Source organism: Longicatena sp., assembly GCF_982403165.1.
The window spans coordinates 1-13,599 of sequence record NZ_CEVYEL010000012.1 but is presented as its reverse complement, the minus strand read 5'-3'; the positions used below and the strand labels follow the sequence as shown (position 1 = coordinate 13,599).

The window sequence follows — 13,599 nt, the reverse complement described above, 5'->3', positions numbered from 1 at the left end:
GCTGTCCTTAAAAGTATATGCGCTTTGCAAGGATCCAGCCTCTTGTTCTTGTAAGTTAGAACAAATCCATAATTTCATCTTTGCTCATGCTAGTAATCAAACCGTCATTCAAGTGAATGATACTATCACTTAAATCTTGTTTTAATTCTTGTAAATGCATGATTTTTTCTTCGATTGTATCTTTGGCAATTAGTTTAACGACCTGTACATTGTTGTGCTGTCCGATGCGATAGGCTCGATCGGTAGCTTGATTTTGGGCAGATACATTCCACCATGGATCAAAGTGAATGACAACTTCGGCACTGGTAAGATTCAACCCGGTTCCTCCGGCTTTTAAAGATATCAAAAAAACCGGTGTAGCATCAACATTAAAGGCATTTACATATTGCTGACGCTGTACTTTTGGGGTGCTGCCTTTTAATAGATAGTAATCAATTTCGCGTTGCTTTAGCTCTTTTTCAATCAACGATAACAGTGAGGTAAACTGTGAGAATAATAAGACTTTTTTACCCGATGCACGACAGTTTTCGATAAATTCCATGCACGCGTTAATTTTATTGCCTACCCCCTGGTAATTTTCATACAGCAAGCGGGGATCACAGCACAATTGGCGCAATCTGGTCAACATACTCAGCACCATGATCTTACTATTTTCAAAGCCTTTTTGTTTAAAGCTTTTATGCAAATCTTCTCGTATCAAAGATACATTTGCCATATATAATTTTCGGGTTTCTTCATCTAATTCGATCATCATCGTATGTTCGACTTTTTCAGGAAGTTCTTTTAAGACATCTTTCTTTACACGGCGCAAGATGAACGGTTCTACCATTCGCTTTAATTCCTTTAAGGTTATAGGATCATTTTCTTTCACGATAGGAATCTCATATTGCTTTTTGAAGTAAGGGTAAGTATATAGATAACCTGGCATTAAGAAATCAAAAATGCTCCATAATTCCGCTAATGAATTTTCAATTGGTGTTCCGGTTAAGGCAAATCGATGGGCTGCCTGAATCTGTTTGACAGATACGGCATTCTTCGTATTATGGTTTTTGATATACTGAGCTTCATCAATGATTTGATAAGTAAAGTGGAAATTTTCATAGTGTTCAATATCACGTTTGAGATAATCATAAGAGGTGATCACGACATCATAATCTTTCGCTTTGTAGATTAAGGCTTTTCGTTCCTCCATATTCCCGGTAATCAAAATGCTCGTTAAGGCATCAGAAAATTTCGCGATTTCACTTTGCCAGTTCAAAATCAGTGAACTTGGACAGACAACAAGAGAGATAGCCTGTGGATCATGGAGCTTTTCATCTTCCAATAAAGTAATTACTTGCAAGGTCTTACCAATGCCCATATCATCAGCTAAAATTCCTCCAAAACCATAATTGGCCATCGTTTTTAGCCAGCGGAAACCATCTTTTTGATAATTTCGCAAAATGTTTTTCAGACTGTGAGGAACCTTAAAATCAGAGTCCTTAACATTGCGTATACTACGGATGATATCTTTAAAAGTCGCATCGCGCTCAACCTTGATCATCTCAGCATCTTTTAGGCTTTTATCGATGTATAAAGAACGATATTTGGGAACCTTGATTTTACCACTTTCGAGCTCTTTTTCACTTACATGCATGCCATCTAAAATAAAAGACAACTCTTGCAAAGCACTATCTTCAATATTGACAAAAGAACCGTTGCGCATACGATAGTATTTTTTATTCAAACGGTATGCTTTTAATACCTCTTGCAACTCTTCGACAGGAAAATCAAAGGTATCAAAATCAATTTCTAGCAAATCACTTTCAATACGTACACCCATGGAGATATTCACACTATCACGTATCTGCAGTTTGCGGAATTTCTCACTGGCAAACATTTCACAGGTCTGTGATAATTCTTCAAAGCCTTTATTTAAAAATTCATATATGGCATCTTGTGAATGTTCAATATAGGCAAGTCCTTCCATAGCGTCAATCCGTGTCATATATTTGGTAAAAATCAGACGTACGGCAATTTCATCATTGAAGTTGCGACTGGCAGATAAGGAAGTATCACTGAACGCATTATACATATCATCTCCATAACAATACAGCAAACGTGCAGATATGACATTTTGTTTCGGCATATCGATATACACCTTACATTCTAATGGTAATGGCGCATACATAGAAATATCTTCACCATGCAGAGGCAGATATTTTTTGACATTTAAAATAACATTATTATAGAAGGCACTCATCAAGCCATCTGACACGGTTAAGGTATTATGATGTTCTAAGCATCCGCTGAGCATTGGCTCACAGGCTTTTGTAAAATCTTTATCACAACGATAAAGGATATGATTCATAAGAACATATAGATGGTTTCGTCCTTTAAACAGACGATAGTCTCCTTCATTCAGAGAAATATGAAAAATCTGCTGGGCATCTTTGTGTATCTGTAAAGAAAAAGGGGGATTGATAGCAAGAAAGCGCATGTTGATCAATGTTTTTTCTTTCATGCGATGCATGACATCCTGATCGGTATATAATTCATAAAATTCATCTAAAGCATCCGGCGTCATGCACATATTACGGGATTGCGGGGCTTTTTCTAAGGTAGGATGATTTAAAAAATACAAAACATCATGTTCATGATGACGCATGAAATCAATCAGCTTTTGACTCGTTTCATCAAAGCTATAATAATTATGCATGAATTCCAGTTCCTTACCATAGGCTTTTTTTACATTATGGGCAATATCATCCAGAAATAATGCGATGTCTTTGACGATATATTGTTTTTCATTGCCGATTTTTAAGGTTAACGCAAGAATGTTTTTTTTACGTATTTCTAATACGGGTTCCAAATGAATGGCTGTTTTTAAGTTCATGGCCAATGAAGAATAGACGATTTGTTCTTCGTAGATATTCATGATCTGAATGGCATGTTTATCGACTACTTTATTTTCCATCTGTTCCTTTTCCGCGTTTTTGCGTTTACTGTCTTCCATTAGGCGCAGCAAAACAGCGACACAATGTGCACAGGTCATTTTTTGGGCATGCTCTTCACAGCCACACAAATGAGCTCTTACGATGAAGTCATCCTTATCGATTGACATATTCACTTCCCGATATACTTTTTTATCTACGACATTAGCATTGACCATAATGATCTCAGGACTTGAAAAGTCATCGATATCCAACGATTTGATGGCTTTTTCCTTCATCAATTTTTCTCCCTTTTCAAATGTTTGCTCATCGCCTGCAAAGTCACGTATCTGAGCTATTGTAAATTCCATACCATCACCTTATCTTTCATCTTATTATTGTATCATTATTTCAGATGAAACGCGATGAAGATTAAAAAATTTATCGATGTAAGAAGGAAAGAATTCATCAGAAGAAAGCGTAGAAATGCTACCACCATTCGTATTGGCAAATACCACCAATTTGTGAATACTTTGTATGCAATAGTATAGCATCACATATTCAAGATTTTACCTTTTTAACTTTTATAAAGTGAGAAATCACAAGATGGCTATGACGGTTCCTGCTTTAGGTAATAACATACTTCATCAAAGTAGGTACCATCGTAATATTCATAAGCATCATGCAAGGTGCCTTCATATTGAAATCCCAGTTTTTCGATAACACGTTTACTTTGTGTATTAAAAGGGAAATGATAGACACTGATTATTGTGCAGTGCAGATCTTCAAATGCATAGCGTAAGACTTCTTTTGCAGCCTCGACAACAATGCCCTTGCCCCAATAGGGTTTTCCGATCCAATAGCCCAACATGCGATAGCCATTGCGAGGACGATGTTGATCCGCATCTAAGCTGATGAGTCCATACAGAGTATTATCCGTTTTCTGATAAATGCCCCATGTGTGATCGTTTATCAGAAAATTAGATAAGATTTGTTTTGTTTCTTCCAGAGAAGCATGCGGCTTCCATCCGCACATGCGAGCAACGTCAGGATCTTTAGCCATCTCGTACATTTGTACATGATCTTGCATAGACAGTCGCTGCAGCCGTAAACGCGTTGTATCCTGTAAACGTTGACGTGTTTTATGGGATTGCAAAATACTAATGAGATGATTGGAATGTGCAAGTTGCTCTCTTTGTTCACAAATGGCCAGATGAAAACGCAGCCATTCTTCATATTGTGGTTTTGTTAATGCGTTGATCCGTTCTGCCAATACTTCAGCAAGTCCATCTTGACTAAAGGTTTTTAAAAGCGTAAAGCCCATGCTTTGAAAGAGTTGCTCTGCTTTCTGCACATAGGTGCTTACAAAGGGATCATTGATGACTTTAAAGGTAGTTGGATCATATTGTGAGCTATTCAAAAAAGAACTATTCGGATATAAGGCTTCCGTGGTAAACACGGCAAGGTTACTAAGAAATGCACAAAAGATAATTCCACCATCTTTTACAACGCGATGCATTTCATCCAAACAGATTCGTTGCTCTTCTTCTTTAAGATGATATAGAGGTCCCATACATAGTATGATATCAAAACTATCATCTGAAAACCTGGAGAGATCCATAGCATTTCCTTGGTGTAGGGTCAGCTTCATCTGTTTCTTCTTTTGTTGTTTCAAACGATTTAGGTGATGGGGCATCAGATCCATGGCACATACCTCATAGCCTGCTTCAGCAAGCGGTAAAGCATAAGCTCCAGTGGCAGCTCCTAAGTCTAAAATACGTTCATGTCCATGCAAATATTGTGTAAGATACTGCGTGGTCGTAAGAAATTCGATATGCGCTGCGGGTGATTTCTGTAATCGTTCTTCTTCATGAACATGTTGATAAAGTTCTTCTAAATTCATAAATATCAGCCTCCTGTAAAGCTTATTGTACCACTGATAAAATGCCTTCCAATAAATCTGCATGTATAGGTAAAAGACGCTTGTTAAGAAGAAAAAAACAAGGCATATGCAAAAGAAATGGGAAAAGATAGTTAGGCGAGATTTAATTTTTCTTCAAATAACAATAGTTGTTTATAATTGCGTGTTAGAGGAAGCAGAGCTTTTAACTCATCGTGGTAAACCTTATGAAATTCCGGTGCCAGAGTCTGTAAGACAGGTAACAGTGTTTTCATGATATAGGTTTCCAATGTCTGGGCATTTTGACCATCACGCTTTAAGATAAAATAGTGCCAACAATCGCGTAATGCTTTACTGCAGGCTTGTACATCAATTTTTTGCATGATACAGGCTGGCAATGTTTTATCAAGACAGAATTGTGCATGACACATCCATATCAATAAAGGCAAGGGGGAATGGCTCTTTGTATCGAAAGAAGATTGATAACATGTCAGCGCTTTGGCATATTGTTTCTGATAATAATAACATCCGCCAATATTATAATAGAAGATAGCAAGCGTATGAGAAGAAAGGCTTGTTTGTTTCATATAAGATAAAGCTTTTTCTTTATAGAATTCAAATTGCTGGGGCTCTATAAAAATGGCAAGATTACTCATCCAATGATATATGGAAAAAAGTGCATGGGGATTGTCCTTATGCATTAGCTCATATTGTTCACATTCCTTTAAGATGAGAAAAGCTTGTAGATAGTCGTGATGTTTATCACTTAAATGTAAGACAATACCAATTGAAAAGCGGGTGATATGATGATGGTAATGCATATGGAATTGTTGATAAAGTTGTTCTAATACAATGTTATTATGGGGAAAAGTACATTGCCATTGATAAAGAGCATCCTCCATCATGATTTGCAAGGATTCACTTAGAAAATCATGACAGGATAAAAATAATTGGTAATCTTTTGATGAAAGATATTCCTGACTTGTCCAAAGGCGAGTAAAGACTTGTAATATGCGAATATAAAAGAATTCCTGCACATGTTGCTGATAAGGAAGTAAGGATTGCAATAAAGCTATGCAGATGGCACGCATAGCTTCGTCATCATAATGCGCATAAGCAGAAAGCATAGCCGATAGCATTTGCTCGATATGTTTATCCATAGGGTGCGTATAATTAAAGGATAATGCAAATTGATCCAGTAACGTATCATAAATATCATCATCTTTTACAATTTTTCCTTGTTCTAAAGATATCAATGTCCGTAAAGAGAGGATCCCTACTTTATCAACAAGCTGTTGTTGTGTCCAGCCGGCTTGTAAACGCAGCCATCGTATCATAGCGCCTAATTGTTTTTTATTATGTTCATTCAGATATAATTTTTCTTTATGTGTTGTTTTCATGCGTTTATTATAGCATATTGAGTATTATCTTTTGCTATGGAAAGATATGGTCTGTTTATAAGGACCTCTCTGCCCCTGCCAGTTTATAAAAAAAGACACCGTTTCGGTGTCTGGCTATTTTTCATGGCAGGGGTAGAGAGGATCGAACTCCCATCAGCGGTTTTGGAGACCGTTATACTACCATTGTACTATACCCCTAAGATTTAACTGCTTAACTATATTACCATAGAAAATAAAATCTGGCAATAATAAAATAAGGAAAAATATGTACTTTCTAACATGCCAGCATATGGTAAAATAGTATTCATACGGATGGAAAATATTGTCTTTTTGTTTTATAGGAACAAACATGCCATGTTCAGCATTCTGTTGCCTAATTTCGCTTTGACTACTTCCTATAAATATAGTTATAACATAACGTATCATAAGACATTCTAGATACATAACCCCTCTTATGCTTTTTTGGCCAATGCTATGTGGAAAAATTTATTATTATTTCAAATTTGTAAGGAAAGTGTAAGTGACAACGATGGCAGCGAGATACTTGTTCTTTTATAATTACAGTGAAAGAAGGGATGTAAATGAAATTAACCAGACTTGCGCTGCATAACGTCAGAAAAAGCTATAAAGATTATATGATCTATTTTCTAACTCTGATGTTTTCTATCTGTTTATTCTATACCTTTAATTCCTTTCAAGCGCAAAAGGAAATCATGTCATTAAATGACTCACAATCCATCATGCTACAAACACTTGGCATTTTCATGGGAATCTTATCCGTTTTTGTGGCTATCGTACTGGCCTTTCTGGTCATGTATGCCAACAACTTTTTGATTAAACGACGGAAAAAAGAATTTGGTTTATATATGTTGTTGGGCATGGAGAAAAAAGATATCTCTAAGGTTTTAATTTATGAAACCGTATGCATTGGTGTGGTATCACTTGGTGTTGGATTATTACTAGGTATATTGTGCTCACAAGGCTTAGGCATCTTTACCGCACATCTGTTCTCAGTTCAAGTAAATTATAACTTTGTCTTCTCGCCATCAGCAGCTATTATCACTGCTATTTCCTTTACGATTATTTTTCTGGTTATCATGATGCTGAATACCAGAGTTATAGCGAAAGTAAAATTGATAGAACTATTGCAGGCTGAGCGTAAACAAGAAAAAGCTAGAATTCAAAAACCTTTCATCGCTGTACTCATTTTTATCGTTTCGTTGTTGTTGTTAGGGGCAGCTTATTATCTGGCGACACGCTCTACTCAGATGTTTGCGAGCTGTTTAGTTCCTATTCTAATTATGGGAAGCTTAGGAACATTGTTCTTCTTTTTGTCCCTATCGGGTTTCCTCTTACAGTTCATACGTTCCAGCAAGCGTTTATACTATCGCGGATTGCGTATGTTTGTATTACGTCAGGTAAATGCCAAAATCAATACTAGTTTTGTTTCTATGAGCATAGTTTGCCTTATGCTGTTATTAAGTGTAGGAGCCTTATCTGTAGGATGGAATCTGAATGATTCATTAAAAACATCCTTGGATACACAGACACCATATGCTTATTCCTTTACCCAATATCAAAAAGCTGATACACAAAAGATGCGTCAGATCTTGATGCTAGACACGGATAAAAATATAACGAGTAGTGAGACAATTTCCGTTTATACGGATCATCTGAAATTAAAGGATTTATTTAATTATGCGAAAGATGTAGACACTGGTATGTTGTATAAAGATGCAGATCTGGAAATTATCACATTAAGTGACTTTAATAAAGCCAGACGTGCCTGGAAGTTATCTCCCATGCAGTTAAAGCAGGATGAAACTTTCTTTATCAGCGGCTCATCTAGTATCATTCCAACCTTAAATGAAATCGCAGAACAGACGAAAAAGCCACTGCAGGTGTTTAATCATAAACTGCATTTACAAGTAAAGCAAGAGGAAGCCATCAATATTGCCACAGAATTTGGGTTTAGTACAGGGGCTGCCATCGTTGTGCCTGATGCCATATTGCCACCGCAAATAGCTAGCCATCATACTTTCTGGAATATTGATGTTAAAGATGAAAGTAAGATCGAGGCATATGATACGAAGGTACATGAGAATGCAAAGAAGCTGTTGGGAACGAATGAACAAACTCTTCGCTATTCTTCTATGACTCGTAAATTGATTATTGATAATCAGGCAGGATTAGGTATGCTGTTCACGTATGTCGGTTTGTATTTGGGAGTAGTCTTCTTAGTGGCAAGTGCAGCAGTATTAGCATTGCAACAGCTTTCTGAGGCTGAGGATAATCAAAAACGTTATTTGATTTTAAGAAAAATCGGTACAAGTGAAAAGATGATGAATCATTCCATCTATGCACAGATATCTATTTATTTCTTGTTGCCATTAGTGTTGGCTGTTATTCATGCATCTGTTGGTATTCCTGTAGTATCTACATCTTTAATGTCCGGTTTGGGAATCGGTGATATAGGATTAGCTAATTTCTTCTGTGCCATTGTCGTTATCTTAATTTATGGAAGCTATTATGTATTTACGTGCATGAGTTATAAACAAACACTATATGCAAGAAAGTAAGAATTCAGCTTAATGATTAAAGAAAAAGCATACTTAGGATATGCTTTTTCTTTTGCTCATGGTATGCTATAGGTAAGAAAAAATTGATAATTAGAAATATTTCCTATTTAAAGGTTATTCATAAGGTAGTAAATACTATTGTTGAACGATTAAAATGCTTGCTTGATAATATTATATGGATACGGATTAACGTATTGAAATTATAGAAAGGTGATTGAAATGCAACTGGATGAGCAACTGATCAAAAAATTTAATGAAACTAATCTTTTATCAAAGATGGGTGAAGCTTATAAAGGCGATATTAAAACTAAAAGTTTAAAAAAATAAGTAAATCAATTGCTGGGTTGAAATGGGAAAATATTTGTTTAGAAGAAGTTAATCAAGTAACAGGATGGCTATCGGTAAATAATCCAAATGAGTATAATTTGTATTGGAACGATATGGTCAATCAAATTAAAGCAACAGTTATACCAGATCTTATCATTAAATTAGATGCCATGCTATTAGAAGATAAGATAACAGAATCAATTAAAACGGCTGTTGTTTTCGATGTAATAAATATAATTATGGTTAATAGTTATTGTGACATTATCCGCTCAGAATTTTATAGTGAAATGTTAGAAATTTATTTATTAGGGCATTTGCCATATGGCTGGGAAGGTAACTATCCCAAAGGAAGAATATTGGTATTTTAGGAGGAAAAAATGAAAAGAAAGGCAGATTTTTTAAAAAAAGCTAAAGAGGCCAGCAATGATATTTCTAGAATTTTAAGAATAACAGAATTTCAAGATGAACTGGCACGTCAAGTGTATGGAGCATTTATGTTTGGAGTACTAAATGCGCTTGCTTATGAGATGGGGAAATCACCTACAGATGTTCAAGGAATGATGATTGAACTTTCAATTCATGAGTTGGGGTATGAAACAAATCAAGCTGTGGAATTCTGTCAATATGTTATCAATTGTACAGATCGAGAAAATAATCCAACTACTTATGCAATAATTCATAGGGGAATGGAAGGATACTATCAGCTTAAAGAAAAAAAAGAAGCAGAGTTAATTACAAACTATGAGGATATTATAAAAGCTTTAAAAGATGTCCAGACGCGATAATGAAGTATTGTAAACCAATGAATTCAACTAATTTAGGTGATAGAAATATAAATTTATCCGTTGGGTCAGAATGGCGTTATCGAATAGATGATTTAGAAAATCAGATTATGGGTTATGCAATTACAATTTCCAAAGTGCAAGGGATAATGTTAAATTGAATATAAAATTAACATATTGATATAAGGTGTAAAAATATAAAATTTAAAATTTTCAATGATTTCAAACCTAATGAAAAACAAATAGATAATATTATAGATAAATTACCTCTAGAAATTAAGGAACTACAAAAGCAATTCGGCGAAGGTACAATTTGATGGAGATGTCGCAAAAATAATGATACAGGCTAAAATCAGAACTGCTGGACCTCCAGGAGGAACTTTTGTTATGCCATCATCTGTTGCAGACGACCTTATAGAGCAAGCTGAGAAGAAATTTCTAATTTAGAAAAAGTTACGAGCCTGGTACATTAGGTGCATCACCAGTAAGAGTTGATATAAAAAATCCTGGGAATATAAGAATTCCATCTGGAAATGAATTAGGAGCAAATTTACAGTGGCTACCTGGCAGAAATACAGATGGAGGGATACCGGAAGCAACAATTACATCGCCAAATCCATGTGGTAAAAGTTAGTAAAATTTCAATGTGTCTAGGATTCTGGATATGTCATAAGCCAGTGATTTTTTCTTTTGCTCATGGTATGCTATAGGTAAGAAAAATAATCTGATAATGAAATAATATTTTTATCTATCAGCAAGTATAACGATGGGTTTAAAAAACATTGCATATACGCAAATATGGAAAGGAGATGAGCGTAAATGCGAATTGATCGGATATCGAAACAAGAAGATGTTCAGGTGAGGGAGCTGATATGGAAAACCTTTTTGCGATTTGATGCAGTTGATTATAGTGAAGAAGGTGTGAAGGATTTCTATGCCTATCTGATGCGGGATGATCTTTTTGAGCGTCTCATCTTTTTAGGAGCATATGAAGAGGATATTTTGATTGGAGTAATGGCAATGTGTGAGGGACACATCTCACTTTTCTTTGTAGATGAACACTACCATCGCAAAGGGGTAGGGAAAGCTTTGTTTCAAAGCATGTTGCGTTTACAAAAACAAATGATCATCACGGTGAATTCCTCACTCTATGCAAAAGAAGTGTACGAACATTTAGGCTTTCGCGCCATCAATCATGAAATTGAAGCCGGAGGCATTCGTTATATTCCGATGTTGTATACAAAAAATGGGTATCTTTTATAAATGATTTTAACCTTAAAACATATGAGGAAAAAAACCTTTCATTAGGAAATGGTGGGAGTGCGTCGTAAATTCAATATTTATTAGATAATTATAATGATGGAAGGAAGAAAGCGTTATTAACCTTACCGACAAATTTATTTGATTTAGAAAAACTACAAGAGCTTATTTGATCAACATCCATCAACATCACTTGTATAAACACACTCTATAAATGAGAGTGCTAATACAGTAATCATTGATAAATACAGTGTTTCTGTAATCATCTTTTATAGTATATCAAGAAAGAAACAGCAACATTAGCCATCGTCCTAACAAGACAGCAAGGATACAAAACAGCAGACTGCCACATGCATATATACTGCCACTAAGATAACGTTGTGTTTCAAAAAGCTGCACCGTTTCTAAAGAAAAGGTAGAAAAAGTCGTAAAGCCTCCACAAAATCCAGTCTTAATGAAAAGTATGATATCCGGTTGTGCTTTTGTTTCTTGAGCATAAGCTATTATCATACCAATACAGAGTGCACCAAGAATATTTATTAGCATAGTCATAAAGGGGAAAGAAGTACGCATCGGAAGAAGTCCTAAACCATAACGCAATATGGCTCCTAAGGCGCCTCCACATCCCACTAAAATTAATTCTTTCATTCACATGCCCTCCTGCTCTTATGGTAATGATTGTATCATGGTTCTAAGTTGTAGAAAAGCATAGGATCGGCAATTTTTATAGGTTTTATCTCCTGTTTATGATATAGTTATGTGGGATTAAAATGAATACGTAAAGGAATAGAATGAAGTTTGTGATAAAGTGATGCCGCTGTAAAAGTTATGATGGCATTATGAACGTTACGCATAAGGAGTCAGTATGAAGAAATATAAAACGCTATTATTTGATGCAGATAATACCTTGTTGGATTTTGATAAGACGGAAAAAGAAGCTCTGCGTAAAACCTTTACCATGCAGAATATTCCCTTTACTCCAGCGATGAAAAACCGTTATCTGCAGATTAACACTGCTTTATGGAATGCCTATGAAGAAGGAAGAATGACAAGGGAAGAAGTTATCTTTACACGCTTTGGTAAGCTGTTTGATGAATTCCATATTGCTGAAGATGGTGTTCAATTTGAGCATATATATCAAAAAGAATTAGGAAAAGGACATGCCCTCATGCCACATGCGCTCGAACTTGTGAAACATTTGAAGAAAGATTATGAATTGTATATCGTAACAAATGGGGTAAGCGCAACGCAGCATTCGCGTTTGCATGATTCAGGCTTAGATCAACATATCCGTAAAGCATTCATATCAGAAGAAATCGGTTATCGAAAACCAATGAAGGAATATTTCGATTATTGTTTTGCTCATATTCCATCATTTGAAAAAGAGCAGACATTAATAATCGGAGATTCCTTATCAAGTGATATGCAGGGAGGTATTCATGCAGGTATTGCGACCTGTTGGATGAATCCTAAACAAAAACCAAATGTGCAGGATTTACCAATTACCTATGAAATAACCAATTTAAAAGAGTTATATTCTATATTAGAGGAGGATGAATAATGCGAGCAATTCTATTTGATTTAGATGGTACCTTAACGGATCCTAAGGAAGGCATTACAAATTCCGTGGCATATGCTTTAGAAAAAGCGGGTATCCCTATCGAAGATAAAAATGATTTAATTACCTTTATCGGTCCGCCTTTAGCAGATTCGTTTGCACAATTTTATGGTTTTAATAAGGAACAGTGCGATGAAGCAATCAAACAATATCGCGTTTATTTTAAAGAAAAGGGAATCCTGGAAAATAAAGTATATCCTGGTATAAAAACGATGTTGCAACAACTGAAGGAAGATGGAAGACAGTTGTTTGTGGCAACGAGCAAGCCACATGTTTTTGCGAAAACGATTTTACATCATTATCAACTTGCTGAATATTTTGATGGTATTTATGGCAGTGAATTGGATGGCACAAGAAGTCGTAAAGGTGAAGTCATCGCCTATATTTTGGAAAAGGAAAACCTAGAAAAAGAGCATTGTGTGATGGTTGGTGATCGTAAGCATGATATATTGGGGGCAAAGGAACATGATCTTGCCAGTGTCGGTGTATTGTTTGGTTATGGAGATGAAGAGGAATTACAACTTGCAGGTGCGGATGTCATCGTGAACGATGTTGAAGAATTAAAACAATATTTACTTAGTAAAAGATAGGAAGTGAAATGCATGAGTGAAAAAAAGAAATTAGATACGAAAGCTTTGCTGGAAAAAAGTCGCAGCGTAAAACAGAAGCCACAAGGCTCCCTGTTAGAACGTAAGTTGAAAAATAAGAAAAATGGCGCAAAGTTTGGTAAAGTGAATTTCAATGGATAACAGGAACGCTTCCTGTTTTTTTTATGTGTGGCGGGCATGCCACATATCTAGGGTGAAAATCCCTCGGGGCGT

At 35.7% G+C, this 13,599-nt stretch carries 12 protein-coding genes and 1 tRNA gene; 8 read left to right on the top strand and 5 right to left on the bottom strand.

The window, feature by feature from the left end; genetic code table 11:
- Positions 1 to 55 precede the first annotated feature (55 nt).
- The 4 genes from AC1VS3_RS04095 to AC1VS3_RS04080 form a co-directional block, all read right to left on the bottom strand.
- Positions 56 to 3,283 carry a DEAD/DEAH box helicase gene (locus tag AC1VS3_RS04095; protein WP_008689794.1) on the bottom strand — a complete coding sequence of 1,076 codons (3,228 nt, stop codon included), beginning with the start codon at positions 3,281 to 3,283 and terminating at the stop codon, positions 56 to 58.
- A 239-nt stretch (positions 3,284 to 3,522) separates the two neighbouring features.
- The gene (locus AC1VS3_RS04090) at positions 3,523 to 4,815 is read right to left on the bottom strand and encodes a GNAT family N-acetyltransferase (protein ID WP_481275523.1); all 1,293 of its coding nucleotides are present in this window, start codon (positions 4,813 to 4,815) and stop codon (positions 3,523 to 3,525) included.
- Positions 4,816 to 4,946: 131 nt separating this feature from the next.
- The gene (locus tag AC1VS3_RS04085; protein ID WP_481275522.1) at positions 4,947 to 6,212 is read right to left on the bottom strand and encodes a hypothetical protein; all 1,266 of its coding nucleotides are present in this window, start codon (positions 6,210 to 6,212) and stop codon (positions 4,947 to 4,949) included.
- Positions 6,213 to 6,336: 124 nt separating this feature from the next.
- A tRNA-Trp gene (locus AC1VS3_RS04080) sits at positions 6,337 to 6,410 on the bottom strand.
- A 383-nt stretch (positions 6,411 to 6,793) separates the two neighbouring features.
- On the opposite strand from AC1VS3_RS04080, the gene AC1VS3_RS04075 reads away from it, so the two are divergent.
- The 5 genes from AC1VS3_RS04075 (at position 6,794) to AC1VS3_RS04055 (ending at position 11,163) form a co-directional block, all read left to right on the top strand.
- Entirely contained in the window at positions 6,794 to 8,791 is a 1,998-nt protein-coding gene (locus tag AC1VS3_RS04075; RefSeq protein ID WP_331866910.1) for an ABC transporter permease, read from the top strand.
- A gap of 344 nt (positions 8,792 to 9,135) precedes the next feature.
- Positions 9,136 to 9,486, top strand: coding sequence for a hypothetical protein (locus AC1VS3_RS04070; RefSeq protein ID WP_331866911.1), 351 nt, complete (start codon positions 9,136 to 9,138; stop codon positions 9,484 to 9,486).
- Between the two features lie 9 nt (positions 9,487 to 9,495).
- A complete protein-coding gene (imm48, locus tag AC1VS3_RS04065) occupies positions 9,496 to 9,903 on the top strand; it encodes an Imm48 family immunity protein (protein ID WP_331866912.1) in 408 nt (135 codons plus the stop codon).
- Positions 9,903 to 10,061 (top strand): polymorphic toxin type 15 domain-containing protein, encoded by a 159-nt coding sequence (locus AC1VS3_RS04060; protein WP_412293225.1) that lies wholly within the window; start codon positions 9,903 to 9,905, stop codon positions 10,059 to 10,061. The genes imm48 and AC1VS3_RS04060 overlap by 1 nt, the downstream gene beginning before the upstream one ends.
- A gap of 658 nt (positions 10,062 to 10,719) precedes the next feature.
- Positions 10,720 to 11,163 carry a GNAT family N-acetyltransferase gene (locus AC1VS3_RS04055; RefSeq protein ID WP_008689787.1) on the top strand — a complete coding sequence of 148 codons (444 nt, stop codon included), beginning with the start codon at positions 10,720 to 10,722 and terminating at the stop codon, positions 11,161 to 11,163.
- Positions 11,164 to 11,439: 276 nt separating this feature from the next.
- Here the strand turns inward: AC1VS3_RS04055 and crcB are convergent, their stop codons facing one another.
- Positions 11,440 to 11,808 carry a fluoride efflux transporter CrcB gene (gene crcB, locus AC1VS3_RS04050; protein ID WP_008689785.1) on the bottom strand — a complete coding sequence of 123 codons (369 nt, stop codon included), beginning with the start codon at positions 11,806 to 11,808 and terminating at the stop codon, positions 11,440 to 11,442.
- Positions 11,809 to 12,025: 217 nt separating this feature from the next.
- Here crcB and AC1VS3_RS04045 point away from each other — a divergent pair, with 217 nt between their 5' ends.
- Genes AC1VS3_RS04045 through AC1VS3_RS04035 form a run of 3 tightly spaced genes read left to right on the top strand, consistent with a single transcriptional unit; the run spans position 12,026 to position 13,527 of the window.
- Positions 12,026 to 12,721 carry a YjjG family noncanonical pyrimidine nucleotidase gene (locus AC1VS3_RS04045; protein WP_008689783.1) on the top strand — a complete coding sequence of 232 codons (696 nt, stop codon included), beginning with the start codon at positions 12,026 to 12,028 and terminating at the stop codon, positions 12,719 to 12,721.
- On the top strand, positions 12,721 to 13,368 hold the full coding sequence (locus AC1VS3_RS04040) for an HAD family hydrolase (protein WP_008689781.1): 648 nt from the start codon (positions 12,721 to 12,723) through the stop codon (positions 13,366 to 13,368). The genes AC1VS3_RS04045 and AC1VS3_RS04040 overlap by 1 nt, the downstream gene beginning before the upstream one ends.
- 12 nt (positions 13,369 to 13,380) lie before the next feature.
- Positions 13,381 to 13,527 carry a hypothetical protein gene (locus AC1VS3_RS04035; RefSeq protein ID WP_008689780.1) on the top strand — a complete coding sequence of 49 codons (147 nt, stop codon included), beginning with the start codon at positions 13,381 to 13,383 and terminating at the stop codon, positions 13,525 to 13,527.
- Positions 13,528 to 13,599: the final 72 nt, after the last annotated feature.